Origin of the sequence: Streptomyces sp. NPDC059080 (genome assembly GCF_042739975.1) — a bacterium.
GTDB classification, from domain to species: domain Bacteria; phylum Actinomycetota; class Actinomycetes; order Streptomycetales; family Streptomycetaceae; genus Streptomyces; species Streptomyces benahoarensis.
The window spans coordinates 1-24,935 of the sequence record NZ_JBHYGX010000042.1 but is presented as its reverse complement, the minus strand read 5'-3'; the positions used below and the strand labels follow the sequence as shown (position 1 = coordinate 24,935).

Sequence of the window (24,935 nt, the reverse complement as noted above, 5' to 3'; positions counted from 1 at the left end):
CTACGGGCTCCCTCAGTGCGCCGCCGTGTCGAACCCCGAGATCTCCCGCGGATCCCGCGCCGCGGGCCCCACGTACCGGGCCGACGGCCGCACCAGCCGTCCGGTGCGCTTCTGCTCCAGGATGTGCGCGCTCCACCCGGCCGTGCGCGCACAGGTGAACATTGAGGTGAACATGTGCGCCGGGACCTCCGCGAAGTCCAGCGTGATCGCCGCCCAGAACTCCACATTCGTCGCCAGCACCCGGTCCGGACGCCGGTTGTGCAGCTCCTCCAGCGCCGCCTTCTCCAGCGCCTCGGCCACCTCGAAGCGGGGCGCGCCCAGCTCCTTCGCGGTCCGCCGCAGCACCCGCGCCCGCGGGTCCTCGGCCCGGTAGACGCGGTGCCCGAAGCCCATCAGCCGCTCCCCCTTGTCCAGGGCCTTGCGGACGTACGCCGCCGCGTCGCCGGTCCGCTCGATCTCCTCGATCATGCCGAGCACCCGCGACGGCGCCCCGCCGTGCAGCGGCCCCGACATCGCGCCGACCGCCCCCGACAGCGCCGCCGCCACATCCGCGCCGGTCGACGCGATGACCCGAGCGGTGAACGTCGACGCGTTCATGCCGTGCTCCGCCGCCGACGTCCAGTACGCGTCGACCGCCGCGACATGCCGGGGATCCGGCTCCCCGCGCCAGCGCCGCATGAACCGCTCCACGACGGTCTCCGCCGTGTCGATCTCCCGCTGCGGCACCATCGGCAGCCCCTGCCCGCGCGCCGACTGCGCCACGTACGACAGCGCCATCACCGCGGCGCGCGCCAGATCGTCGCGCGCCGTCCGCTCGTCGATGTCCAGCAGCGGTCTGAGCCCCCACACCGGCGCCAGCATCGACAGCGCCGACTGCACATCTACGCGGATGTCCCCGGAGTGCACCGGGATCGGGAACGGCTCGGCCGGCGGCAGCCCAGGGTCGAACGCCCCGTCCACCAGCAGACCCCACACCTTCCCGAACGACACGCTGCCGACGAGGTCTTCGATGTCGACGCCGCGGTAGCGCAGCGCGCCGCCCTCCTTGTCCGGTTCGGCGATCTCCGTCTCGAACGCGACGACACCCTCAAGTCCGGGTACGAATGCGGACATCTGGCGACTCCTCAAGGTACGGACGGCCCACGGTCGGTGACCGGTTGCCGTGCGGTCGGCTCGGTGTGCGGCGCCGGAACGGTTCCGCGGCTGCGCCCGGCAGCTCGCGGTCCGCGCCGGTCACCGGATGCCTCGCTAGGGCATGGTGATGCGGTTTCCCGCCCGGGGTGGACGGCCCTCGGACGCGGTACGGGTGGTGCGCTGCGCGGTCCGCGGGACGCGCGGCCCCGGCGATGGACGGCGGGGGCCCGTCGGTCCGTCGGTCCGGCGGTCCGGACACGATGGTCGCCGATGTACGAACCCCACACTGCACCGACCCGCAAGTTTGGTGCTTTCCCCATCTGCAAGGAAGCGTGACGTCCGGCACACTGGTCGATTCGCCTACGAGAGGGTTACGTCCGGGCGACGACGGGCAGACTTCCCGGCCCGCGCCCTGCCCCCGCGTGGGCCGATGCTGCAAGATGAGGCCGTGCACTCCGCCGACGCGCCTTCCCCCGATGCCCACGAAACCCTCGATCCCTCGTCGATGCGCGCCCATTACCGCGCCGAGGGGCTGACCGAGACCGAGCTGGCGGCCGAGCCGTACGCACAGTTCGCGCGCTGGTTCAAGGAAGCCGCCGCGGCCGGGATCCACGAGCCCAACGCCATGGTCGTCTCGACCGCCGACGCCGCAGGCCGCCCCAGCTCACGGACGGTGCTGCTGAAGGCATTCGACGACCGCGGCTTCGTGTTCTTCACCAACTACACCAGCCGCAAGGGCCGCGACCTCGCCGAGAACCCGCACCTGGCGCTGCTCTTCCCCTGGCATCCGCTGGCCCGTCAGGTCATCGTCACCGGCACCGCCGCCCGCATCGGCCGCGACGAGACCGCCGCCTACTTCCGCTCCCGCCCGCACGGCTCCCAACTCGGCGCCTGGGCCAGCGACCAGTCCGCGCCGATCGCCTCCCGCGCCGAACTGGAGGGCGCCTACGACGCGTTGGCAGCTCGCTACCCCGAGGGCGAGCAGGTCCCGGCGCCGCCCCACTGGGGTGGCTACCGCGTCACCGCCGAAACCGTCGAGTTCTGGCAGGGCCGCGAGAACCGCCTCCACGACCGCCTCCGCTATGTCCGCGCCACCACCGGCTGGACCGTGGAACGCCTCGCGCCGTGAGCCGGACGACCTGATCCCCGAAAAGGGCCCGCGTACAAGGAAAAGACCCCGCGCGGGGCCCGGAGAACGCAGACGACCCGTGGGCCGCTTCCGCCGCGCCGGGTGGCACGGCGACCGGTCGGACGAACCGGGGGCCCACGGGTCGGGTGACTGCTGGGATTGGCCGACGGCGCATCTGCAGTATGCGCGGGCCGGCGCTGCACTGGGTGTGAAGCGGCGGCCTAGGCCGCAGTCACCTCACGCGTCCGGTACGAAATCATCTGCCGAACCACCTCCCTTCTCGTGTGCACACCAGCCTAGAAAGGGGCCCCGCCCCGTACAAGCGAATTAATTCCCGCGACGCCCGGGGCGGCTGCGGCCCCCGGGACGCCGGCGTCGTCCCGGGGCGGCCCTACGGCGCGAACGGCCCCGGGATTTCCGCGAAGGGGGTGTGTGCTGCGTCACGTTCGAGTTGAATGTGCCCAGGTCCAGCACGCGCCACCGCGTCCGTAGGGGGTTCCAGTGGCCGCTTCGTACGGCTCCGCTTCGTACGGTTCCTCGGCGGAACACACCCCGGCCCCGGCCGCCGCGCCGCCCGGCCCGGTCGCGCCCGCCGGGGACACCGGGCTGCTCGCCGCCCTCCTCGACGGCATGGACGCCGCTCTCCTCGCCCTCGCCGCGGACGGCACGGTCACCCACTGGAACCACGAGGCCGAACAGCTCCTGGGCTGGCCCGCCGCCGAGGCCGTCGGCCGCCGCGGGCTGACCGGCTGGGCGGTCCGCGGCGAGGACGCGGACGCCACCGAGTCCGCCCTCCTCGCCGCGCTGCGCGCCCCCGGCCGTCAGGTGCACGACTACGCCCTGCTCACCAAGGACGGCCGCCGCGTCCTGGTCCGCGGCCAGACCTCCGTCGTCCCCGGCCCCGACGGCCGGGCCGCCGGGGTCTACTGCGTGTTCACCGCCGTACACGCCCAGATCGGACTGGAACGCTCCCTCGCCCTGAGCGAGGCGCTCGGCGACGACGCGCCCTGGGGTGTGGTCCTCGTCGACGCCGATCTGCGACCCGCCGTCGTCAACGCCCCCGCCGCCCGCGCCCTGGAATCCGGCCGGGACGCGCTTCTCGGCCGCACCCTCGGCGATCTGCTGGACCAGGGCGCCGAGGAGGTGGAGGCGGTGCTCCAGCACGTCCTGGCGGAGGGCGAGCCGCCCGGACTGAGCGATCTGTGGGTGACGCTGCGCGCCCCCGACGCCGTACGCCCCCGCCGCTGCTGGCGGAGCGGCTTCGTCCGCCTCACCTCCCCGCTCTCCGAGGAACCGGCACCGCTCGGCGTCGCCTGGCTCTTCCAGGACGTCACCGACGCCAAACAGGCCGAACAGGACGGCGCGCTGCTCCGCTTCCGCACCCAGCAGCTGCACCGCGCGGGCCGCGCCGCCGCCGACTGCCCCGACCCGCGGGAGGCGGCCGCCGTCCACCTCGACTACGCCTTGGCGGGCTTCGCCGACCACGCCCTGGTCGACGTCGTCACACCTGCGCCCGGCCGGGACGGCGGCGACGGGGGAGCCGGCGGGGACGGCGCCGCCCAGGACGACGCCGCCTCCGTACGCCTGCGGCGGGCCCTCGCCTCGCCCGCGGGATCCCCCGGCCCCTGCGCGACGCCGCAGCCGTCCGCGGTCCCCGTCGCGTACGCCGCCGGGCACCCGGCCCGCCAGGCCTACGCGCGCGGCGGCTCGGTACGGACGAGCGTGGGGGCGGCCGGCGACGACGGCTGGGCGGCGGCCCGCCGGTGGCCGGACGGCACGGTCCACGGGCTCTGCGTGGTGTTGCGCAGCCGCGCCCGCACCCTCGGCGTCGCGACCTTCCTGCGCACCCCGGCCCGCCGCCCCTTCGACCGCGCCGACGCCGCCTACGCGGAGGAGGTCGCCGCCCGGATCGCGGCGGCCCTGGACCTGGCGGCTTCGTCCGACGGCTGAACGGGGGTCGACACCCGGTGGCGGGTGCTGCTCCCCGGGGGCGTCGGTCCACCGCCACCGGGAGCGGTCCGCTTCCGGCGTATCCGGGGCACCGCCGGCGTATCCGGGTCACTGCCGCCGTATCCGGGTCACTGCCGGTAGAAGATCCGGTCCGCGTACTCCCGCATCACCCGGCCGTTCCACTCGTGGCCGCCGTCGACGTTGCCCGACCGCAGCAGCGGCGGTTCGATGCCCCGCTCGGCCAGCGCACCGGCGGCCGTCGCCACCGCCGCCTGCATGATCGCGCTGGTGACGACGGTGGAGGCGGGCGCGAACGGTGCGTCGGTCCCCGGGAGCCGCAGCTCCGCGTCGCCCATCGGGATACGGCTGTCGAGCACCAGGTCGCAGTGGTCCTTGAGGAAGGTGCCCGAGACGTGCCGGGAGGAGGTGGCGTCCGCGTAGGCGACCGACGTCAGGCCGATGACCTTTATGCCGAGCGCCCGCGCGTTCATCGCCATCTCGACGGGCAGTGCGTTCCGCCCGGAGAGCGAGATGATCACCAGCACGTCACCGGCCCGCAGCGGGCTGGTGTCCAGCACCGCGGCGGCCAGCCCGTCGACCCGCTCCAGCGCGCTGCCGAGCGTCGCGGGCCGGACGTCCACGCCCACCACCCCCGGCACGGACAGCAGGTTCATGATCGCGAGGCCGCCCGCCCGGTAGACGGTGTCCTGCGCGGGCAGCGAGGAGTGCCCGGCGCCGAACGAGAAGACCCGTCCGCCCGCCTCGACGGTATCGGCGATCAGCCGCCCGGCGGCGGCGATGGCGGGACCCCCGTCGTCACGCGCCTGCCGCAACAGCTCGATCGCGGCATCGAAGTACTGCCCGGCAAGCCGGTCGCTCTCAGCCATTCCCGCGGTCTCCCCCTCATCGCTGCTCATGGATTCCCCTCGCCCCGGTCCGGGCGCGAGCGCGCCGGACGGGGGGCGGCCGTGGCGCGGATCACGTTGCGGTCTGGACCAGTGCGCTGTCAATACGGCCGACGCGACAGCCCCCGGACGGCTTGTGTACGGCCCCGGGCGGCAGCCGCCGCGGGCGGAGGCGGCGCCGTTGTCGGTGGGATGCGTCAGAATTGAATCCAGGGCCACCCGCACGACACAGCTAGGGGCACGCATGTCCGGACTGATCGACACCACGGAGATGTATCTCCGCACCATCCTCGAACTCGAAGAGGAAGGTGTGGTCCCGATGCGTGCCCGGATCGCGGAGCGGCTCGAACAGAGCGGCCCCACGGTCAGCCAGACCGTGGCGCGCATGGAGCGGGACGGCCTGCTGTCCGTCGAGGGCGACCGGCATCTGGAGCTGACGGAGGAGGGCCGTCGGCTGGCGACGCGCGTGATGCGCAAGCACCGCCTCGCCGAATGCCTGCTCGTCGACGTCATCGGGCTGGAGTGGGAGCAGGTGCACGCCGAGGCGTGCCGCTGGGAGCACGTGATGAGCGAGGCGGTCGAGCGCCGCGTCGTCGAGCTGCTGCGCCACCCGACGGAGTCGCCGTACGGCAACCCGATCCCGGGCCTGGAGGAGCTGGGCGAGAAGGCGGAGGCCGATCCGTTCCTGGAGACCGGCATGGTCAGCCTCACCGAGCTGGACGCCGGCCCGGACGGCAAGACCGTCGTGGTCCGCCGCATCGGCGAGCCCATCCAGGCGGACGCCCAGCTCATGTACACGCTCCGGCGCGCCGGGGTCCAGCCCGGTGCGGTCGTCAGCGTGACCGAAGCCCCCGCCGGTGTCCTCGTCGGCAGCAGCGGCGAGGCGGCCGAGCTGGAGTCGGAGATCGCCGCCCACGTCTTCGTCGCGAAGCGCTGACCCACCACGCCGGGCGCCGGGGGTACCGGCGCGTCCGGCCGATGCCTTGCGCCCCGTGCTGTCGAGCACGGGGCGTCGGTGCGTGTGGTTGACGCCGCGTGCGCTCGCCGCCTTGCCCCTTCCGGGCCGTCGTCGCGACGCGGTTCCGGGGCGTTCGCCCGTCGCCGCTGACCCGGCCTTGCCACCCGGCGGCCGCCGTACGAAGCGCAGGGCGCGGGCCGCGTTGCAGCCCCGGGCCGGGCCCCCGTTTCCTCCGCCGATTTCCCCTCTTGACCGTTTCACTGCCCTGAGCTGCGCAGAGGCGGGGTGCCCCGGGCCGTGGCGGCTCCCGGGCGGGGCGGGCAGGGATGAGGAATTGCGCGAACCGGTGCGGAACGGCCGGGGACGTGTCACCCTTGGCGCCCACACGGATGCCCGCCGTGGTGTCGAACGGCACGCGGACGGGCCCGGTCCGGGCTGCGGCGGCCCGGTGCGGAACGGTACGGGGGAGCCGCGGTCTGACGGCTTCCGGGGGAGGAGGCGCGGGTGGGGGCAGCGGAACCTGACCGAACACGGCGAACGGCGGCGCGACACAGATCCTGCGAGGTCTCGGGGCCCCGGCGCTGCGAGCATCCGGGACCCCGCCTCCCCCAGCTCCCCCGTCAGGACCTGGAGCCCCGAGCTCTCAAGGTCCCGCGCTACGAACCCCCTGTCCGGCGGGATCCGTCCCCCCGTAGCTGTCTCCCCGTGCGGATCCCCGGCTATCCCTGCGCACTGTCACCCGAACGAGGGGACTTCCGCACGAGACCGTCGTATTCGAATGAAGATTCGATAATGTGGAGTGAGTCAAGGGACGAGTGGGGGTGCCAGGGCACATGGCGCGGCGCATCGAGGTGACGGGGGCCGGCGGAGTGCGGCTCGCGGCCTGGGAGTTCACCGACCCGCCCAAGGGCGACGGCGGGCCGGAGGGGGGCGAGCGGCGCCCCGGCGTCCTGCTGCTCCATGGCCTGATGGGGCGCGCGTCCCACTGGGCCGACACCGCCCGCTGGCTCGGCGCGCGGTATCGCGCGATCGCCCTCGACCAGCGGGGCCACGGCCGCAGCGAGAAGCCCGCCGACGGTACCTTCGACCGCGCCGCCTACGTCGAGGACGCGATAGCCGCCATCGAACAGCTCGGCCTCGCCCCCGTGACCGTCATCGGCCACGCCATGGGCGCACTGACGGCCTGGCAGCTCGCCGCCCGTCGGCCGGATCTGGTCGGCGCGCTGGTCATCTGCGACATGCGGGCCTCCGCGCTGGGCGCCGCCTCGCAGCACGAATGGGCCGAGTGGTTCGCCACCTGGCCGCTGCCCTTCGCCACGCTCGCGGACGTCCGCCGGTGGTTCGGCGAGGAGGATCCGTCGTTGGAGCGCCCCCGCCCGGCGCGCGGCGCGTTCTTCGCCGAGGTGATGGCCGAGCGCGCCGACGGCTGGCGCCCGGTCTTCTCCCGCCGCCAGATGCTCACCGCCCGCGAGACCTGGGTGACCGACGCCCACTGGGAAGCGCTGGCCGAGGTCCGCTGCCCCGCCCTCGTCGTCCGGGGCCAGGACGGCGAGCTGGGCCGCGCCGAGGCACAGGAGATGGTCCGCGTCCTGCCCGGCGGCAGCTACGCCGAGATACCCGACGCGGGCCATCTGCTGCCCTGGGAACACCCCGACGCCTGGCAGCGCGCCGTCGAGCCGTTTTTGCGGGCGGCGATACCGGGGTGAGGGGGCGGGGGCGCGGGCGGGCTGATGCCTGATGTCGCGTGCCTGGCGGACCGGCCGTTGGCCGTTGACCTCCGGCGGCCCGTCCGCCACTGCCTGGTGTCCGGCGGCCCGTCCGCTGCGTGTCGGTGCGTACGGCCGGTACAGCTGCCGTGCCCGGCTGGTGGCCCGGTCGTCGTCCGCCGTCCGCCGCTGCCGGGTCGATCCCTGGTCGCCAGCCCGCTGCCCGTTGTCGCGTACGGCCGGTACGGCACGCCATGCCCGGCCGGTGCGGGGGAGTTGGTGACCGGCAGCAGGAAGGCAGGCGGGAAGGGGGCCACCGGGGGGGGCAGGCGGGGAGGCGTAGGCGCGGGCCCACCTTGGGGGCCTGCGCGCCCCATGGCCTGCGCGCCCCATGGCCTGCGCGCCCCATGGCCTGCGCGCTCCACGGCCTGCGCGCCCCATGGCCTGCGCGCCCCATGGCCTGCGCGCTCCACGGCCTGCGCGCCCCATGGCCCGTCCCCGCCGAGGTGCTGGCCGCGCTCGCCGCGGAGGGCACCGGCACGGCCTTCGCCAACTGGCGGCCCGGCGCCGTCGCCTCCACCATCGCCACCCACGCCGCGCGCCTCTACGCGCTGCCGGCGGTCTGACCCGGGTCTCCTCGACGCCGGACGCGGCCCCGGAGCCGGAGAAGCGGATCTGCTCCGGCCGGTACCCGCCGTCACTCCCTACGAGGCGTCCAACGTACGGGTGAAGTCGCCGCGTTGGACGCGTGCGGCGAGGGAGTCGTCGGGTTCCCCGGAGAGCAGGGAGCCGTAGCCGGTGGCGGCCCAGAGGCTGTGCGCGGCGTCCACCTCGAAGTACGGGACCGGGCGGTCGCCCCTCCGGTCGGTGAGGACCTCGGGCGCCCGGCGGGACCGTATCGCGCGAACGCAGGACTCGCAGGCCGCCACCCGCAGTTCCTCGCGGCGGCCGAGCGGACGCCACGGCAGGAAGCGGGCGGCCGGTCCGTGCAGCGGGTGGAAGAAGCACAGGGGCAGCGGCGCCTCCTCGGTGCCGAGCGCGGCGCGGCCCTCGGCCAGCAGCGCGAACACGCCCGCCAGATCCGGCACGCCCCGCGCGCGGTCCAGCACCGTACCGGCCGCGGAGTACGCGTCGAGGGCACGCCCGACGGCCTGCGGATCGCCCTGTGCGGCGCGGGCCTCCTCGCCCAGCCGCACCACCTCCTCCGCCGCGCGGTCACGCAGCTCCGCCTCGTCGGCCCGCCGGGCGGCGGCGAAGACGGAACGCGGCAACGCGAACGGCGTGGCCAGATCCCGCACCCGGGCACGCCGCCGCCACAGCAGCCCCACCGCGCCGAGCAGCAGCAACGGCCCGGCCACCAGCGTGACAGCCCGGACCACGGGGGAGCCGGAGGGCTTCGAGTGCTCCGATGGCTCCGCGGCGCCCGGACCGTCGGACGTCGTGGACGGGGCAGGGGCGTTGAGGTCGGCGGTGGCCTTCTCGTACTCCTTCTCGCCATCGCCCGCCGCGATGATGTCGATGGCCCGCTCGACGCGGCGGGCCGTCCCCGCGCCCTCCATGTCGCTCTGGTGGAAGACGGCCGCCGCGGCCTGCTGCGCCTGATGGGCGCCGGTGGGCCATTCGCGGGCGGCGATGTCGTCGTGGAACTCGCCGAGCGTGATGATGATCGACGGATCGCTGCCCAACCGGTCGTGGACCACCTCCGCGAGCTGCGCGGGATCGCCGCCCCAGCTGTCCCCCTCGACCAGCGGCACCAGCACCACCCGGATCGGCAGATGTGTCCCGTGGATCCGCTCGGCCAGCCGCTGCCGCTCGGCCCCGCCGACCGCCGAGTCCAGCGACGGATCGACGTAGACGGGGGAGCGGTGCAGCGCGTCGGCGATCTTCTGCCCCGGGCTCCCGGCGGCGGCCCCCGGCGATGCGGCGCACCACACCAGGGCCAGCGCCGAGACGACGGCACCGGCCACGGCGGGCATCCGGCGGCGGGCACCCGCGCGGCGCGGCCGGCGGTGGCGAAGGTCAGTGAACACCGAAGTACTCCCGTACGTCGCGGGTGAGTTGATCGATCGCGGCGCCGTCGGCGAGCGCGGCCAGCGGCCCGGGAAGCTCGGCGTACGGCACCCGGTCCGCCCGGCCGCTGTCCGCTGCCGGGCCCAGCCGCAACACCGGCGCCGGGACGGTACGGCACCGCCCGCAGACCGGCAGCGACCGGGCGCGGCCGCCACCCGCCGGGGGTATACGGCGGGTGCCGCGCGCCGGGCCGTGCAGCGGATTGCGGTGGCACAGCCGCTCCGGCGCGGCGGGACCCTCGACGGCCGCCCGGCCGGAGCGGGCCAGCGCGACGGCGCACGCCAGGGAGGCGGGGGTGGCGTCCGCGTCGACCCGGGCGTCGCCGTCACCGTCGATGAGCAGGGCGGCGGCGTCCAGGCACTCCCAGGCCCGGCGGCGGGTCCGCTCCGGCAGGGCGTCGTGGGCGCCCAGCGCGGCGGTGAGGGCGTCGGCCTCCTGCCGGGCGGTGCGCCGCAACCACGCGAGGGACGGTTCGTCCGGTGCCTCGGACGCGGCCGGGACGCCGCCGGGCGCCGGGCCACCGGCCGTCCGGCGCCGCCCCACCGCACCGGCCAGCGCGCGTACCGCCGCCACCAGCCCGAGCAGCAGCGCCGCGAGGAACGTGCCGATCATCAGCCCCGGAGCGAAGTCCGCCGCGAACACACTGGGCAGCACCTTCTCCGCGACCGGGTCGGCCGCGGTCCCGGGGTCGTACGGCCGGTTGCCCGCCGAGTCCCGCGGGGCGTCGGCGACGTCGCCGAGCAGTGCGTCGAGCCGGTCGCCGAGGGTCCGGGTTTCGTGCAGCTCAGGGAGGACGAAGTGGCTTCTCGGCAGGGCGTACGCATTGATGGGCGCGCCGTAGTTGACGACGGAGAGGGTCTTCGCCAGCGGGTCGGCGAGGACGAACAGCGCGTCACGGTACAGGCGTTGGTGGAGCGCCTGGACGAGTATCTCGCGGTTACCGCCCGATTCGTCGTCGGTGACGCTGGGGACCGCGACGATCAGCACCGGGACGTCGAGCGCGGCGAGGCGCTTGTGCAGCCGGGTGCGCTCGGCGGAGCTCAGGACCGGTTCGCTCTCCGGGTCGGTGTAGAGGGGGTCGTGGCGCAGACCGGCGGTCACCCGCTCGACGCGGGAGCGCATATCGGCCGGGGTCGGGAGGGCGTCGTCGCCGTAGGAGCGGTCGGCGAAGAGGCGCGCGGCGGTGACGGCGAGCCCGCCCGCGAGGGCCACCGCCACGACCAGCAGCACCGTCACGGCCGGGGCCGGACGCCGCAGCCCGGCGAAGCGTCCCCGGGACGGCGGGTCGGCGGCGCCCTTCCGCGCCCGGTCCGCCGCACCGCCCTGCGGCGTGCGTCCCGGCGTGCGGCCCTCGGTGTCCTCGTCCGGTGCGTCGCCGGGTTTGCGGAGGGAGAGCGCGGGGGCGGCGGGACTCCGGGCGGCGCGCGGGCCGGGGACCGGTGATCCGCCGCGCGCCCGGCGCAGCCGGAGCCGACGGCGTACGTAGAGGCCCACCAGTACGACGGCGAGCGGGATTCCGGCGACCGCGATGCCCGTGACGAAGCTCTGGTTCTCCCGCTCGGTGGGGCCGGGGTGCAGCTTCGGCAACTCGGCGCCGCTGTCGGCCATGGCGCTGCCGGCCTCCGCCCGCTCATGGGCCCGCCCCGAGAGGAGGACGTCGACGAAGTGCTGGAATGTCTCGCGGGGCATCGCGTCGTACGGCAGCTCGTAGAGCGTGGCGCGGGCCGCGTCCCGGGCGCCGGGCACCTCCACGCCGTACGCCTGCACCTCCGGCATCCCAGGCCCGCTCAGCGCCACGTACAGACCGTCGCGCCCGAGCCGGTCGTGGACTCCGGCGAGGAACCCGGCGTCGCCGGCGCCCAGTGCGGTGTCGGGCAGAACCATGACGTACACGGGCACATGGAGCCGCGCGGCCTGCGCGGCGAAGAACGGGGCGCTGGAGCGGGGGGCTTCGCGCGGCACCTGGTCGCTGATGTACACGGGATCGCGGCGCAACTGATCGGCGAGGTACGCGGCCCTGCTGCGCCGGGTGTCCGCGCGGGAGGGCGCGGCAGGTGCCGTGCTCGCGGGGGACTTGGCCGCGGTGGCCTCGGCCGCGTGCCCGGGCAAGGCACGCTCCGCCGCGGGCCCGTGGTCCGTGCGTCCGGGAGCCGGCGACGACGGCTGTGCCACCGCGGGCGCGCCGCTCAGCAGCATCGCCAACCACCCCATGACCAGCATCAGCGCGCTTCGACGCATCGCCCCCACCCCCTCGTTCCGCATGACGTCCTGACGCTATCTCCCACGCGCGGACGCCGTCGGAGCCTGTGGACAACTATGGGTACACAGCGGCTCCAGGGCGTGGGTGGCGGCGTACAGGCCGGCAGCGGAGTACAGGCAGCGGCGTGCCGGAACGGGACGCCGGGCGGGCAACCGACCACCCCGCTCGGCGCCCCGCCCCCTCACCCCTTCTGCACCGCCGCCAAGATCTCCGGTACCCGCCGCACCACCAGAGGTGCCGCGATCCGCAGGCCCGCCTGGGCCATCGCCGTGCCGTAGACCACTCCGACCGGCAGGAGTATCCACAGCAGGCCGTGGTGGTCCGCCAGGTGGAGCCAGAGGGTCAGGGCCAGCAGCGGTGCGCTGAGGACCATGCCCGCCAGCAGGCCGCCGAAGAGGCTGAACCAGGCGATGGACGCCTGGCCCGGCCCGATGTTCTTGTTGCCGTCGGACGGGACGGAGTACGGGAAGAGCGTCGAGGTGAGCGCGCCCGTCGCCACCAGCGCGCCGAGCAGCGCCAGCGACAGCCCGTAGATCTCCACCAGCGACGACCAGGCGTCGAGGAACGCGACGGTGCCGACCACCACCACCGTGACGTACGGCACCGCCACCAGGAACAGCGCCAGGGCGCGGGCCCGTAGTTCGCGGTAGGCGTCGCGGGGCGTGGAGAGGGTGGCGGCGACCATCCAGAAGGCCGAGGTGTCCTGCCCGAACTGGTTGTACATCTGCATGCCGAGCAGCGCGGGCGCCACGAACGCGGTGTAGACCGTGCCGTTGCCCTGCGCCGCGTAGACGACCGGCACCAGCAGGCCCATGCCCAGCGACGTCGCCCAGCTCATCTTCGACTTCGGATCGCGCCAGGCGTAGCGGAGCGTCCGCAGCATGACCGCGCCCGTCCGGCCGTCCGGCAGCAGCCGGGTCAGGCCCCGCGCGCCGCCCTTCGCCGCGCGCCCGCCGTCCTTCTCGACCGCCTGGAGCGTCGACGCGTCGGGCGACGTCATCAGAGTGGTCAGCATCCGCTGCCACCACCACAGCAGCAGCACCAGCGCCAGCACGGTCAGCGTCAGCCCGACGGCGGCCCGGCACCAGGCGCCCTGGCCCGCATCCGCCACGGCGCTCATCGCCGACGCCGGGGGCACCCAGCGCAGCACCTCACCGACCGGCTCCAGGACGGACAACCCGTCGGGCCGCCCCAGCTTCTGCGCGCCGATGTTGACGACCTGCCCGCCGAGCGCGACGAACAGGCCGCCCAGCACCGCCAGATCCCGGCCCCGGCGGCTCGTCAGCAGCCGTATCGACGCGGTGGCGACGGCCCGCGCCAGCGCCACGCAGACCAGCACCACCAGGGGCACGGCGCACACCGCGACGACCGTGGCGGCCGTGCCGTCGGCGACCGCGACGGCCGCGCCGGTGGCCAGCGCGAGGGTGGCGAACGGCCCGATGCCCACCAGCGACGCCGTCAGCAGCGCCACGATCAACGGGCGGGGCCGCAGCGGCAGCATCACCAGCCGCGTCGGGTCCAGCGTCTCGTCGCCGGACGGGAAGAACAGCGGCATGACGGCCCAGCCCAGCGTCAGGAACCCGGTGAGCAGCACCACCAGCGCGTCGACGTGCGCCACCCCGCGCAGCAGCACCAGCCCCGTGGCCGCCCCGGCGGCGCACACCACGCCCACCAGGATCGACGCGACGTAGGCGGCGGCGCGGCCCGGCGAGCGGCGCAGCCCGTTGCGGAGCAGAGCGAGCTTCAGGCGGACGAACAGCGGCGTCAGCGCGGGCGAGGCCGTCTGTCCCGGGGCGCCCGGTGCGAATCCGGCACTCATCGGGAGCCGCCCCCCAGCCAGTCGAGGTTCTGCCCGGCGCGGGTGCGCTGACCGGCGCCGACCAGCTCCAGGAACGCCTCCTGGAGCGATGGCGCGTCGCCCCGCACCTCGGCGATCGGGCCGTCTGCCCGGATTCGTCCGGCGGCGATCACCGCGACCCAGTCGCAGAGCGATTCGACCAGCTCCATCACATGGCTGGAGAAGATCACCGTCGCCCCAGAGGAGGTGTACCGCTCCAGGACGCCGCGGATGGTCTGCGCCGACACCGGATCGACGCCCTCGAACGGCTCGTCCAGGAAGAGGATTTCGGGGTTGTGCAGCAGCGCGGCGGCCAGCCCGATCTTTTTGCGCATACCGGTGGAGTAGTCGACGACCAGTTTGTGCTGCGCACCGGACAGGCCGAGGATGTCCAGCAGCTGATCGGCGCGTTTGTCGGTCTCGGTGCCGGTCAGCCCGCGCAACCGGCCCATGTAGCCGAGGAGTTCACGGCCCGACAGGCGCTCGAAGAGTCGCAGGCCCTCGGGCAGCACCCCGATCCGGGACTTGACGGCCACCGGGTCGTGCCACACGTCGTGCCCGCCGATGCGGACCTCACCGGAATCCGGCCGCAGCAGCCCGGTGACCATGGACAGCGTGGTGGTCTTGCCGGCGCCGTTCGGCCCCACCAGGCCGATGAAGCGGCCCGCGGGCAGCGTCAGATCGATACCGGCCACCGCGGTCTGCGTCCCGAAGCGCTTGGTCAGCCCGCGGATCTGCACCGCCGGCACGCCTTCGGGCGTCCCGCCCTTCGCCGGCGCGGCCACCGTCTCCCCGCCGCCCCGCTCGGTCGGCTCCCCGCTCTTCCCCGTTCCGTTCGCCACCGGTCCAGCCTTTCGACGTCCCCGCAGAGGCCGGTCGGCCCCCGTCCTCCTTCACGATACGGACCGGGACTGACAGCGGGCCGGGACCGCCCGCCGACGGCGACGAACGGCGGCTGGTCCCGTGGGCCCTGCCGTATGAATGGCCCCGGGGCGACCCATACCGCCCGGAGGGACCGGAAAGAGGGACGGGAGAAACGCGTGTCCCGGGCGCACCTACCGGCACGTGGGGCGCATGGAGGCATCGACGGGGGCGCGAAGCGGTGGTGAGCCGGGTGCGGGGTAGCGACCCGCCCGCCGGGGCGAGCAGGATCGCGGCGTGCGGACCGTGGGGGCGAAGGGCCGTGGAGAGCACCGGGACGCACCCGGCGCCGCGGCGCCCCGTGCGGACGCCGTCGTCACCCGGACTCCGCGCACCTGACGCACCCGCCCGCACCGCACACTTCACCCGTATCGCCGGTTTCCGGAATCTCCCGGATATCCGGGAATAAGCGGGGAATTGACCACAACCAATCACTCCGAACGGCGTTCATCGGTGAACGCACAGCCGCAACAGGGGGTACCAACATGGCCGCAAGGCCACTCGTCGCTCGCCAGCCCAACGAGCGGCTTCAGGCGCTGATCCAGGAAGCCGCCTGCTCCAACGCGGGTCTGGCCCGCCGCGTCAACATGTGCGGCGCCGAACACGGCCTCGATCTGCGCTACGACAAGACCTCGGTGGCCCGGTGGCTGCGCGGGCAACAGCCGCGCGGCCGCGCGCCCGCCGTCATCGCGGAGTCCCTGGGGCGCAAGCTCGGCCGCACGGTCACCATCGACGAGATCGGCATGGCGGACGGCAAGAACCTCGCGTCCGGTGTGGGGCTGCAGTTCTCCCCGACCGTGCTCGGCGCGATCGAGCAGGTCAGCGAGTTGTGGCGGAGCGATGTCGGGCGGCGTGACTTCCTGAACGGCTCCTCCGTCGCCGCCTCGGCGCTGGTCGAGCCCAGCCGCGACTGGCTGATCACCGGGGCTGACCCCCAGGTGGCGCGCAGCGCGGGCGCCCGGGTGGGGCGCGCCGATGTGGAGGCGGTGCGCGCCATGACCACGGCGCTCGGCGACCTCGACCACCGCTTCGGCGGCGGCCACGTCCGGCCGGTCGTCGTGCACTACCTCAACAGCGTCGTCTCCGGGCTGCTCGCCGGGTCCTACCGGGAGTCCGTGGGGCGGGAACTCTTCGCCGCCGTCGCGCGGTTGACCGAACTCGGCGGCTACATGGCCGTCGACACCGGGCAGCCCGGTCTCGCGCAGCGCTACTACATCCAGGCGCTCCGCCTCGCGCAGGCCGCCGACGACCGCGCGTACGGCGGCTACGTACTCGCCGCGAGCATGAGCCACCTCGCCGCCGAACTGGGCACCCCCCGCGAGATCGCCCAGCTCGCGCGGGCCGCGCAGGAGGGCGCGCGGGGCCGGATCACCCCGCGCGCCGAGGCGATGTTCTGCGCTGCGGAGGCGCGCGGCCATGCGCTCATGGGGGACGGCCGGGCCTTCCAGTCGGTGGCCGCCCGCGCGCTGACCGCGATGGAACGCGCCGAGGCGGAGGGCGACGCGGGCGACGACCCGGACTGGATCGGCCACTTCGACCGGGCCTATCTCGCCGACGAACTCGCCCACTGCCACCGCGATCTGGGGCAGGCCGCCGCCGCCGAGGAGCAGGCCCGTCTGGCGCTCCAGGGCCATCCGCGCACCCGGGTGCGCCGCCGCGCGATCGGCATGGTGCTGCTGGCCGGGGCTCAGGTGCAGCAGCGCGAGGTCGAACAGGGCTGCCACACCGCCACCGAGGCCGCGGAGTTGCTCGGCGAACTGCGCTCGCACCGGGGTGTGGAGTACCTCGACGACTTCCGGCAGCGCGTCGAGCCGTACCGGGACGAGCCGGTGGTGCGGGAGTTCGGCGCGCGGCTGGAGTTGCGCGTCGCGGTGTGAGGACGCCGGGCCCCGGGACGGGTCCGCGGTGCCGCGCCTGGTGCGTGGTGCCGCGGGCCCGTTCTGCGTAGGCGTCAACGGGTCGGAGAAATGCGGCGAATGTGTGGATCTGTGGCACCGGTGCCCCGGGGGCGTGTGGTGCGTTCCCCGGGGGCGCCGGTCCGGCCGCTGTCTCAGTGGCGGGCGGCGGGGGTGACCAGGGGACGTGGTCGAACACGTCGGCGAACCGGTAGCGTGAGCCGACGATTCCGTAGGTCTGCAGAGGTAGGAGTCCCGGTGACGCAGAGCGGACAGGGCCACGACCCGCAGAATGCTGCGGGCGGTCCCGCGCGAGAAGGTGTGGTGCTGCCCGCGGGCGGCGAGGTATGGACGCCCGCCCAGCAGGCCGCACCCCCGGCCGGGCAGCCCTGGGGGCAGCCCTGGGGCCCCGACCAGCAGAGCCCACAGGTGTACGGTCACTCCCCGGAGCAGTCTCAGGGGCAGATATCCGGGCAGTATCCGGGTCCGCCCCAGGGCTTCGGCCAGGGCCAGGCCCCGACGCACGGCCAGGGGCTGCCCCCGCAGCAGCCCCCGCAGGCCCAGCAGCCCCAGAGCTACGGGCCGGGCCAGCCGTCGCAGCAGCCCCAGCCGTACGCGCAGCCTCAGCAGGCCCCGGCGTTCCCGCCTCCGCCGCAGGGGCAGCCGCCGATGCCGCCCGCCGCGCCCCGGCACGGGTCCGGCCAGCTGCCACCCGCCGTGTCGGACGCCGAGGAGACGGCGCTGATCCCGGCGTTCGGCATGCCCGGCGCGCTGCCGCCCGAGGGCGCCGCGGCCGCCCCGGGGCGGCATGGCCGGACCGGGCAGCTGGTGAAGGCCGCCCCGCAGCCGGCCGCGCCGCTGCCGCCCGTCGCGGGCGACGTGGACTCCACCACCGTGCTGCCGCCGGTCGGCGCGCAGCCCATGCCCGGTGCCGCGTCGCTGCCGCCCGAGACGGCGGGCCGCCCCGAGACGCCCGGCGAGTCGACCCAGATGCTCCGCAGCATCAAGCCGCCCCGTAACCGCGCGGCCGCGCCGCCCGCCGCCCCCGGGGACTCCGAGGCGACCCAGCTGATCCCGCCGATCGGCGCCGGGCCCCCCGCGCCGCAGCCCGGTGCGCCCTTCGGCGCGCAGCCCGGTGGCGCGGAGCGGCCCACCCCGGCCGAGTTCGATGGCCTGTTCCGCGCCGACTCCGGTGGAGCCGCCCCGCCCCCGGCCCCCGACGCCACCGCCCAGCTGCCGCGCTTCGACGACCAGGCCCCGCCGCCGTACGGCCTGGGGGGCGGTCAGCACGGCTTCCCGCCCGGTGGCCACGGCGCACAGCCGGGGTACAACAACGCGCCGGGCGGCGGTCGGCGCCGGAGCCCGGCCGTGATCATCGGCATCGTCGTGGTGGCGCTCGCGGGCGCCGGGCTCGGTCTGGGCTGGGCGCTCAGCGGCGACGACGAGACGAAGAAGGGGGAGCCCAAGGCCAATGCGGCCGATGCGGCTCCCAAGGACACCGTGCCGCCGTCGCCGACCGTCGACCCGGCCGCGGAGCAGGCCAAGAAGCTGGACGCGCTGCTCGGCGACAGCAACAACAGCCGGTCCTCCGTGATCAACGCCGTCCGGGACATCGGCAACTGCGACAACCTCCCGGGCGCGGCGAAGAACCTCAAGGACGCCGCCAACCAGCGCAATCAGCTGGTCAGCCGCCTCCAGGGGCTGCCCCTCGACCAGCTCCCGCAGCATGCCGAGCTGACCGCCGCCCTGACCACCGCGTGGAAGTCGTCGGCAGCCGCCGACAACCACTACGCGGCGTGGGCCGGTCAGGTCGCCGGGAAGCATGGCTGCCACAAGGGCCACGCCCGTAACACCGGCCACACCGCCCAGGGCACCGCGGCCAGCGGCGCGGCCACCAAGGCCAAGGAGCAGGCGGCCGGTCTCTGGAACCCGATCGCCCAGAAGTATGGCCTGCGGACGCACCAGGCGGGCGACCTCTGAGCCCTTGGCCGGGCCATCGGGCCGGTGCGCGTCGAGCCACCGGCCGGGGCCGCCGGGCGCTTCCCGGCACCCGGTGAGCCCCGTCCGGCCGCGGCCCCCGGGAGCGCCCGCGTAGGTCCCGCGCCCGTTTCCGTACGCCCCCGGCGCCCGTTCCCGCGGGCGCGCCCCCTATCTGTCCGTGCGCCGCCGCTCCAGCGTCCCGGTGACGTTCACGAAACCGTCGGACGCGGCGAGGACCTGGCCGTTCGCGACTGTCTGGTACATCACCATCCCGTTCACGATCCGCGGGAAGTCCTGCACGGCGAGCATGTCCTCCGCACGCCACCGCAGCTTCGGTGTCAGCCCGCCGGTGTCCACCGGGTGCTTCCCCTGGTCCAGCACCTTCTGGAGCGCGTACGGGGTGATCTCGTCCACCCCGTCCGCGTCGAGCTGTTCCACCATCGCGCGCAGCACCGTGTACGCGATCCACGTGGTCTGGACGCCCTGGTCGGCCGGGTCGACGCGGTTGTCGCCGAAGGCGTGCGCGTTGATGACCTTGCGCATCGGGTTCCACCGGGGATCCCCGGCGGCCGGGTACCAGCCGGTGAGCAGCGCGCCCTCCAGCGGTCCGGAGCGGCCGCCGGTGCGGTTGACCAGCGCCTGCCCGACGCTGCCCAGCACCGAGGCGACATGCACCTTCGGGCTCTGCCGCTGCAACCGCCGGAAGGAGTCGAAGAAGGCGTCGGTGTGGTCGCCCAGCGACGCCGTCACACAGGAGCCCGGCGCCTCGCCGCCGTAAGCCGCCATCCCGTAGCGCACGGGGTCGGCGCCGACGGCGTCCAGCGCCCGCTGCACCTCGGCCGAGTAGTCCGTACCGTCCTCGGGCGCCCGGATGTCGGTCACTGGTGACCGGCGGCCCTGCTGAAGGCCGGAGTCGAGGAGGGAGGGCATCTGGTCGCCCTCGATGGTGTCGGGCCGCACCAGGGCGACGCGGTCGCAGTCGCGCGCCAGCTGGCGGCCGTTCCCGGCGAGCAGCGACGCCTGACCGCCGTTGACCGGGTACGACAGCGGGCTCTCGAACTCCTCGTCGGAGGCGCCGTAGCCGCCTATGTACGGGACGCCCTTGACCTCCAGCGGCGACATGAACGACCGGCCGAACTGGCTGTAGGAGCCGACGACCGCGACCGCGCCCTCGTCGACCGCGCGCTGCGCGCAGCGGGTCGCGCCCACCGGGTCGTTGTGGTCGTTGCAGGTCAGGACCTTGAGCCGGTGACCGGCGAGGCCGCCCGAGGCGTTGACCCAGCGGGCGTACGTCTGCGCCATCGCCGGCATACCGGGCATGTTGGTGGCGCTGGTGCCCTCCGGGGCCCAGGTCATCACCGTGATCGGCGCCTTCTGCGCGGACGCGGTGCCCGGCAGCGAGCCGCAGCCCGTGAGCAGCGACGCCATCGCCGCCGTACCGGCCGCCCACCGGGCGGCGGTCCGTGCGGAGGAGGTCGGGAAGGGGCGGGAGGAGGGGCGGCGCCGTCCGGTCATGGTTGGGGAGCCTCGCGGCCCGCCCGAAACGCGTGAGTGATTCCAGGCCAGCGGAGGGTGACGGTGAGGTGAAATCCGGGGGGCGATAGGTGATCGGGAACAAGGAACGTACGATCGAATACTGTGCAAGGTTCGGAGAAGTCTTCCCGTCGCGGCCGCCGCTCGACCACCATGGACGGCATGCCACACAACGACATGCCGTGGTGGCGCTGGCGCAGTAATGCGCGCTCCGCGCTGCACATGCTCTCCGATCCCGGATTCCACCAGGACACCTGGCTGGCCGGTCGCCCCGGGTACGGAGACGTGACCGACGCCGTCTACCGGCTCGTCGAGGACACCTGGCTGGACAACTGGTCCGCGGAGAAATACGTCGGCACGATCTTCCGCGACGCCCAGGAGGCGGCGCTCGTCGACGCCACCGTGCTGCGGGTGCTGCGGATCATGCACCAGGTCGGCGCGGACTCACCCGTCACCGCGTACGTCGAGCACCCCGCCTGGCCCGAGGCGGTCCGTGCGGCGCGCGAGGCGCATGTCCGGCTGGCTCGGGCGGACGGCGACGATCCAGACGCGCCGCCGTTGTCGCTGGAGGCGTTGGCGCAGCTGACCGGTGGTGCCGCGGTCGGCGCCTGAGCCGACGGGACGCCCAGGGGGTATCCGGGTATGCGACCCTATGAGGTCATGAGCGAGTCGCAGTCCTCCATGCCCGGTCCGAACGACGGGTCCGTCCCCAGCGGTTCCGACCAGGGCCGTCCCATCGACCAGTACGTCCTGACGCTGTCCTGCCCGGACAAGCCGGGCATCGTGCACGCCGTGTCCAGCTTCCTGTTCATGACGGGCTGCAACATCGAGGACAGTCAGCAGTTCGGCGACCGCGACACCGGGCTGTTCTTCATGCGCGTGCACTTCAGCGCGGACGCCCCGGACAGTGTGGAGGAGCTGCGCGCCAGCTTCGCCGCCGTCGGCGACTCGTTCCGGATGGACTGGCAGATCCACCGCGCCGACGAGAAGATGCGCATCGTCCTGATGGTGTCGAAGTTCGGCCACTGCCTCAACGACCTGCTGTTCCGCTCCCGGATAGGGGCGCTGTCGGTCGAGATCGCCGCGGTCGTCTCCAACCACACCGACTTCGCCGAGCTGGTCGCCTCGTACGGCATCGCCTTCCACCACATCCCGGTGACCAGGGCGACCAAGGCGCAGGCCGAGGCGGAGCTGCTGGAGCTGGTCCGGGCCGAGCGGGTCGAGCTGGTGGTGCTGGCGCGCTACATGCAGGTGCTCTCCGACGATCTGTGCACAGCGCTGTCCGGCCGCATCATCAACATCCACCACTCCTTCCTCCCGAGCTTCAAGGGCGCCAGGCCGTACCACCAGGCGTACGCCCGCGGGGTGAAGCTCATCGGCGCCACCGCCCACTACGTCACCGCCGATCTCGACGAGGGCCCGATCATCGAGCAGGAGGTCGAGCGGGTCGGCCACGGCGTCACCCCCGACCAACTGGTCGCCATCGGCCGGGACGTGGAGTGCCAGGCGCTGGCCCGCGCGGTGAAGTGGCACAGCGAACGCCGGGTGCTGCTCAACGGCACCCGGACGATCGTGTTCGCCTAGCCGTCCGACGGGCGCGCCCCCGGCCCGCCCGGTGACCGCCTCCCTTTCCCGCTCAGAGGCGGGAGCCCGCTCGGAGACGGGAGCCCACTCAGAGATGGAGCCTGCTCAGAGACGGGAGCCCACTCCGAGATGGAGCCTGCTCAGAGACGGGAGAGGGAGGCGGTGGCGTAGAGGACGTCGCGGACCGCCTCGCGTTCGCCGTCCGAACCGGCGGCGGCCTCGTCCGGGACGATGTGCCCGGCCGCCAGCTGGCAGAACTCCTCGCCGTCGAGCGCGAGATGGGCCACGGTGTGCTCCGGCGAGCCGACCGCCGCCGGGGAGTCCAGCGCTATGTACCAGTGGCCGCCGCCGTCGCCCTCGATCTCCAGATGGAGCGTCCGGCCCGGGGAACCGGCCACCACCAGCTCCCGGGGCGGCCCGGCGAGCCCGGCCTGGCGGCGGCGGGCGAGTGCACGGGGCAGCAGCCGGGCGGCGAGATCCACCAGGCTGTGCAGATGACCGGCAGCCGGGCCCTTGTGCGGATAGGCGACCGCGTCGGCGATGTCACCGGCGTGCAGCCAGCAGCCGAAGGCGCGGTCGAGGAAGGCGTCGCGCAGCGGCAGCCGGACCGGCCCGTACGGCACCGCGAGGTCGCCCACCCCGCCGCCCGCGAACGAGGCCGTACGGATCAGCGCATGGCTCTGCTCCCGCCACGGCCGGTGGAGGGCGGGCGTCCGGGGCGCCTCGCCGACGGTGCGCCACAGGGCGCGGGTGCGGTCACCGGGCCCCGCGGTTCCGGCGGGCGCGGCGTCACCGAGCGGATCGGGCAGGCCCAGGGACGCGGCGACCAGGCCGTCGACCGCCAGCAGATGCCCGAGGACTCCGGCGGCGGTGGTCTCGCGGTGCACCGGGCGCTCGCCGTCGAACCACCGCAGTCGCACCGGGGCGCGCCATTCGGCGTCGCCCATGTCCCGCAGCAGGGCGTCCAGCTTGGCGGTCTCCGCGTCGTACGGCGCGGCCCACTCGGGCACCGGGATACGCGCCGGGCGGCGGCCCAGGCAGCCCTCCAGGACACGGGAGCGCAGTAACGGATCGAGGTCGAGGTTGTCGGCGGGGTGGAGCAGGCCGACAGCGTCCCGTAGCCGCAGCGCCTCGTCGGCGCAGGAGGCGCAGTCGGTGAGGTGTGTCTCGACGGCGGCGGTCTCCTCGGCCGGGCAGGCGGCCAGCGCCCACGCACCGAGCAGCGACGTCAGCACGCGGTGCGGCAGCTCGGGCCGCCCGTCACCGGGGCGGGCGGCGTCACCGGGGGCCGCCGGGGCGCCCGGGGGAGGGCCGTGGGCGGGCGCGGGTCTCGTGGGGCCCGGCTCCGGTGCGGCGCGCTCCGGGGGCGGGCTGTCGGGCAGCGGGCCGTGGTCCTCGGCCGCGGTGCGCGGGGACGGTATCCGGGGCCGGGCCGCGGGCGGACCTGGGGTGGCGTCGGTGCCGGGCGGCTCGCCGGGGCCGTCGTGGCGCGGTGGGTACGCGTCCTCGCAGCCGTACCCCTCCCATTTCTCCGGGCCGTTCACCGGGGCCCTCCGTTTCCTTCGCCGGGCCCGCCGGGCGGCAGCTTCTGGTGATGGGCGGTGGACAGGAGCTGCAGGCCGAGGCGGAGCCTGCGGCGGGCCTCGTCCGCGGTGACGCCCAGGTCGGCGGCGGTCTGGCGGTAGTCGCGCCGCTGGAAGTAGGCCAGCTTCAGGGCGTCGCGCAGCGGGGCGGGCATGGAGGTGACGATGTAGTCGGCGCGGGCGGCGGTGGAGGCGTCCTGGATCTTCCGCTCGACCGCGGCGGGCGCGGCCCCGTCGTCCCGGGCGAGGGCGGCTTCGTTCTGGCGCAGCCGGTGGACGGCCTGGCGCTGGGTGAGCGTGGCGACCCAGGAGCGCAGCGAGCCCTGCTTGGGGTCGTAGGCGTCCGGGTTCTCCCAGACGTAGCCGAAGACCTCGCGGGTGACGCGGTCGGCGGCGTCCTCGTCACCGAGGACGCGGTGGGCGAGGCTGTGGACGAGCGAGGCGAAGCGGTCGTACAGCTCGCCGAGCGCGGCGGCCTCGCCGCGGGCGAGCCGCTGCTGCATCCGTCTGTCCCCGCGTGGTGGTGCGTCCCTCGCCATCTGCCCCTGCCCCGTCCTGCACAGCCGTCGTACGGACCGCTCGTGGCGCGGCCGGACGCGCCGTCGTGCGGTCGATTCCTTGCCCGCCGTCCGCCCGCGTGGGCGGGACGCGCCATCGAATGTAGTCGGGGGGTCCGACACCGCACGCTTCTTTGCGGCAAACCGCCCCGGAACAAGGGTGCGGATGGTAAGGGAGTCGTCACTTTGGGGTGGGAATGCCCGGTCAGGCGCGTTCGAAGAAGATCGTTCCCGCCCAATTCGGAGAATGCGTTACCGGGGTGTGACCGAAATTCGGCAAAGAGTGACCGCGCGCTGGGCATAGCCTTGGACGGGAACGGCCCAGTGCGCCACGCATTCCGCAGTGTTTCAGGGGAGAGAGGCCGGGCAGTCGAGCCGAGGAAGGGTGCGTTCCGGATATGTCCCGGAGCATCCGGTCCGCAAGCGAGCGAAGGGCTTCGAGCGCGTGTCGTTGAAGGTGGCAGAAGACGAACAGGGCCGGTGGGCCGTCCTCCAGGTATCCGGCGAGATGGACCTGGTGACCTCGCCCGCGGTGCGCCAGCACGTCCACGACGCGGTGGCCGACGGCCGGCGGAACGTCGTCCTCGACCTGTCCGAGGTCCGGTTCTGCGACTCCAGCGGCGTCGGCGTGCTCATCGCCGCCCGCCGCCTGATGCGCTCCTGTCAGGGCCGTCTCCGGCTGATCCTCCCCGCCCAGGGGGCCGTCGACGGCTCGCACGTCAACCGCGTCCTCGCCGCCCTCGGCGTCCGCCGCCTCTTCGAGGTCTACCCGGACCTGCACACCGCCGTGGACGAGACCGCCGCCCCGCTCTCGGCCTGAGCCCGGCGCCCTGGGTGACGCGCCCCCGGGGCGTGCTTACGGACATTGGTCAGCGCCTCCTGGACGGTACGGAACGCCGCCCGCTCCACCGTCTGCGTACCCCGTGCGCCCGC

General features: G+C 74.4%; 19 protein-coding genes. 10 read left to right on the top strand and 9 right to left on the bottom strand.

Annotated features, from left to right (window positions below):
- Positions 1 to 12: 12 nt before the first annotated feature.
- Positions 13 to 1,113: a citrate synthase 2 gene (locus ACFWWQ_RS25025; protein ID WP_384600197.1), complete on the bottom strand. Its 1,101-nt coding sequence runs from the start codon at positions 1,111 to 1,113 to the stop codon at positions 13 to 15.
- Between the two features lie 451 nt (positions 1,114 to 1,564).
- On the opposite strand from ACFWWQ_RS25025, the gene pdxH reads away from it, so the two are divergent.
- Complete coding sequence (gene pdxH / locus ACFWWQ_RS25020; RefSeq protein ID WP_384600194.1) at positions 1,565 to 2,263, top strand: pyridoxamine 5'-phosphate oxidase; 699 nt, start codon at positions 1,565 to 1,567, stop codon at positions 2,261 to 2,263.
- Between the two features lie 630 nt (positions 2,264 to 2,893).
- The gene (locus ACFWWQ_RS25015) at positions 2,894 to 4,213 is read left to right on the top strand and encodes a PAS domain-containing protein (RefSeq protein WP_384600266.1); all 1,320 of its coding nucleotides are present in this window, start codon (positions 2,894 to 2,896) and stop codon (positions 4,211 to 4,213) included.
- Between the two features lie 128 nt (positions 4,214 to 4,341).
- Here ACFWWQ_RS25015 and ACFWWQ_RS25010 read toward each other — a convergent pair whose 3' ends face one another.
- On the bottom strand, positions 4,342 to 5,100 hold the full coding sequence (locus ACFWWQ_RS25010; RefSeq protein WP_384600263.1) for an SIS domain-containing protein: 759 nt from the start codon (positions 5,098 to 5,100) through the stop codon (positions 4,342 to 4,344).
- Between the two features lie 262 nt (positions 5,101 to 5,362).
- On the opposite strand from ACFWWQ_RS25010, the gene ACFWWQ_RS25005 reads away from it, so the two are divergent.
- The 3 genes from ACFWWQ_RS25005 (at position 5,363) to ACFWWQ_RS24995 (ending at position 8,408) form a co-directional block, all read left to right on the top strand.
- Positions 5,363 to 6,055 carry a metal-dependent transcriptional regulator gene (locus ACFWWQ_RS25005; RefSeq protein WP_384600191.1) on the top strand — a complete coding sequence of 231 codons (693 nt, stop codon included), beginning with the start codon at positions 5,363 to 5,365 and terminating at the stop codon, positions 6,053 to 6,055.
- 854 nt (positions 6,056 to 6,909) lie between these two features.
- Positions 6,910 to 7,782, top strand: a complete 873-nt coding sequence (locus ACFWWQ_RS25000; protein WP_384600188.1) for an alpha/beta fold hydrolase — start codon at positions 6,910 to 6,912, stop codon at positions 7,780 to 7,782.
- Positions 7,783 to 8,237: 455 nt separating this feature from the next.
- Complete coding sequence (locus ACFWWQ_RS24995) at positions 8,238 to 8,408, top strand: hypothetical protein (RefSeq protein WP_384600185.1); 171 nt, start codon at positions 8,238 to 8,240, stop codon at positions 8,406 to 8,408.
- Positions 8,409 to 8,486: 78 nt separating this feature from the next.
- Here ACFWWQ_RS24995 and ACFWWQ_RS24990 read toward each other — a convergent pair whose 3' ends face one another.
- The 4 genes from ACFWWQ_RS24990 to ACFWWQ_RS24975 form a co-directional block, all read right to left on the bottom strand.
- A complete protein-coding gene (locus ACFWWQ_RS24990; RefSeq protein ID WP_384600182.1) occupies positions 8,487 to 9,812 on the bottom strand; it encodes a hypothetical protein in 1,326 nt (441 codons plus the stop codon).
- The gene (locus ACFWWQ_RS24985; protein WP_384600179.1) at positions 9,802 to 12,090 is read right to left on the bottom strand and encodes a hypothetical protein; all 2,289 of its coding nucleotides are present in this window, start codon (positions 12,088 to 12,090) and stop codon (positions 9,802 to 9,804) included. Before ACFWWQ_RS24985 ends, ACFWWQ_RS24990 begins: the two co-directional genes overlap by 11 nt.
- A gap of 203 nt (positions 12,091 to 12,293) precedes the next feature.
- Entirely contained in the window at positions 12,294 to 13,931 is a 1,638-nt protein-coding gene (locus ACFWWQ_RS24980; protein WP_384600176.1) for a transporter, read from the bottom strand.
- The gene (locus tag ACFWWQ_RS24975; protein ID WP_384600260.1) at positions 13,928 to 14,734 is read right to left on the bottom strand and encodes an ABC transporter ATP-binding protein; all 807 of its coding nucleotides are present in this window, start codon (positions 14,732 to 14,734) and stop codon (positions 13,928 to 13,930) included. Before ACFWWQ_RS24975 ends, ACFWWQ_RS24980 begins: the two co-directional genes overlap by 4 nt.
- 621 nt (positions 14,735 to 15,355) lie before the next feature.
- Between ACFWWQ_RS24975 and ACFWWQ_RS24970 the strand changes: the two genes are divergently transcribed.
- Both ACFWWQ_RS24970 and ACFWWQ_RS24965 read left to right on the top strand, forming a co-directional pair.
- Positions 15,356 to 16,747: a transcriptional regulator gene (locus tag ACFWWQ_RS24970; RefSeq protein WP_143942563.1), complete on the top strand. Its 1,392-nt coding sequence runs from the start codon at positions 15,356 to 15,358 to the stop codon at positions 16,745 to 16,747.
- Positions 16,748 to 17,023: 276 nt separating this feature from the next.
- Entirely contained in the window at positions 17,024 to 18,745 is a 1,722-nt protein-coding gene (locus ACFWWQ_RS24965) for a hypothetical protein (RefSeq protein ID WP_384600173.1), read from the top strand.
- Between the two features lie 168 nt (positions 18,746 to 18,913).
- On the opposite strand, the gene ACFWWQ_RS24960 is transcribed toward ACFWWQ_RS24965, so the two are convergent.
- On the bottom strand, positions 18,914 to 20,260 hold the full coding sequence (locus ACFWWQ_RS24960) for an ABC transporter substrate-binding protein (RefSeq protein WP_384600170.1): 1,347 nt from the start codon (positions 20,258 to 20,260) through the stop codon (positions 18,914 to 18,916).
- 171 nt (positions 20,261 to 20,431) lie between these two features.
- On the opposite strand from ACFWWQ_RS24960, the gene ACFWWQ_RS24955 reads away from it, so the two are divergent.
- Together ACFWWQ_RS24955 and purU are read left to right on the top strand one after the other, a co-directional pair.
- Complete coding sequence (locus ACFWWQ_RS24955; RefSeq protein ID WP_384600257.1) at positions 20,432 to 20,890, top strand: hypothetical protein; 459 nt, start codon at positions 20,432 to 20,434, stop codon at positions 20,888 to 20,890.
- A gap of 69 nt (positions 20,891 to 20,959) precedes the next feature.
- Positions 20,960 to 21,862, top strand: a complete 903-nt coding sequence (gene purU / locus ACFWWQ_RS24950; RefSeq protein WP_384600254.1) for a formyltetrahydrofolate deformylase — start codon at positions 20,960 to 20,962, stop codon at positions 21,860 to 21,862.
- 140 nt (positions 21,863 to 22,002) lie between these two features.
- Here purU and ACFWWQ_RS24945 read toward each other — a convergent pair whose 3' ends face one another.
- Positions 22,003 to 23,406 carry a zf-HC2 domain-containing protein gene (locus tag ACFWWQ_RS24945; protein WP_384600167.1) on the bottom strand — a complete coding sequence of 468 codons (1,404 nt, stop codon included), beginning with the start codon at positions 23,404 to 23,406 and terminating at the stop codon, positions 22,003 to 22,005.
- The gene (locus ACFWWQ_RS24940; RefSeq protein ID WP_384600164.1) at positions 23,403 to 23,984 is read right to left on the bottom strand and encodes a sigma-70 family RNA polymerase sigma factor; all 582 of its coding nucleotides are present in this window, start codon (positions 23,982 to 23,984) and stop codon (positions 23,403 to 23,405) included. Before ACFWWQ_RS24940 ends, ACFWWQ_RS24945 begins: the two co-directional genes overlap by 4 nt.
- Positions 23,985 to 24,447: 463 nt before the next feature.
- Here ACFWWQ_RS24940 and ACFWWQ_RS24935 point away from each other — a divergent pair, with 463 nt between their 5' ends.
- Positions 24,448 to 24,822, top strand: a complete 375-nt coding sequence (locus ACFWWQ_RS24935) for an STAS domain-containing protein (RefSeq protein ID WP_030288295.1) — start codon at positions 24,448 to 24,450, stop codon at positions 24,820 to 24,822.
- Positions 24,823 to 24,935 lie beyond the last annotated feature (113 nt).